This window comes from Pseudomonas bananamidigenes (genome assembly GCF_001679645.1).
In the GTDB taxonomy this organism is placed as follows: domain Bacteria; phylum Pseudomonadota; class Gammaproteobacteria; order Pseudomonadales; family Pseudomonadaceae; genus Aquipseudomonas; species Aquipseudomonas bananamidigenes.
In genome coordinates, this window is sequence record NZ_LRUN01000120.1 from 1 (window position 1) to 1,351 (window position 1,351).

A 1,351-nucleotide genomic window follows, 5' to 3' on the forward strand; every position below is an offset into this window, starting at 1 on the left:
GGATGCCACCGCGCTGACTCAAAGCGGCACCTTCACCATCACCGCGCTGGACGGCGTCACCACACTGACCGTGGGGGGTATCGCCGTCGTGACCAACGGTGTGGCCGCAGGCTTTCCGCAATCGATCACGACTCCGCTGGGCAGCACACTGACCATTACCGGGTTCAACGCTGCCACTGGCGTCGTCAGCTACAGCTACACCCTCGATCACAACGACGCGCACCCAACCGCCAACGGTGCGAACACCCTGAGCGAACAGTTCGCGGTCACCGTGGTGGATGACAACGGCACCACGGCCAATGCCAGCCTCGATGTGAATATCGTCGACGACCTGCCAAAAGCCGTAAACGACACCAATGCCGGAACCGCATCGGAAACCAACCTGACGCTGACCGGCAATGTCCTGACCAACGACGTGCAAGGTGCTGACCGTGTAGCGACGGGGCCCGTCACCGCCGGAACCTTCACTGGAACTTACGGCACCCTGGTGCTGAATGCCGATGGCTCTTACACCTACACCGTCAATCCGAATGACGCCGATTTCAAAAACCTGCACGGCGGCGGAAACGGCACCGAAACTTTCACCTACACCATCACCGACTCGGACGGCGACACCAGCACCGCGAACCTCGTGCTGCAGATCCACAACAACGACGATCCGGTGATCATCAGCGGCCTGGATGTGAACGGCGGTGAACTCACCGTCTACGAGAAAAACCTCAGCACCGGCAGTGCGCCGGATGCCACCGCGCTGACCCAAAGCGGCACCTTCACCATCACCGCGCTGGACGGTGTGACCACGTTAACCGTGGGTGGCATCGCCGTCGTGACCAATGGCGTGGCCGCCGGATTCCCTCAATCGGTTACTACGCCGCTGGGCAGCACGCTGACCATCACCGGCTTCAACGCCACGACCGGCGTCGTCAGCTACAGCTACACCCTCGACCACAACGATGCGCATCCAACTGCCAACGGCGCGAACACCCTGAGCGAACAGTTCGCCGTTACCGTGGTGGATGACAACGGCACCACGGCCAATGCCAGCCTCGATGTGAATATCGTCGATGACCTGCCAAAAGCCGTAAACGACACCAATGCCGGAACCGCCTCGGAAACCAACCTGACGCTGACCGGCAACGTCCTGACCAATGACGTGCAGGGCGCCGACCGTATTCCTGTCGGCCCCAACAGCGGCCCGGTGGTCGCCGGTACGTTCACCGGGACTTACGGCACGCTGGTGCTGAATGCTGACGGTTCCTACACCTACACCCTCAACACCAACGATGCGGACTTCAAAAACCTGCACGGCGGTGGCAACGGGACTGAAACTTTCACCTACACCATCACCGAC

At 61.1% G+C, this 1,351-nt stretch carries 1 protein-coding gene; it reads left to right on the forward strand.

From position 1 onward, the window contains the following. Nucleotides 1-1,351, forward strand: a 1,351-nt coding sequence (locus BBF94_RS26880) for a VCBS domain-containing protein (protein ID WP_218060150.1), incomplete at both ends; no start/stop codon positions are given.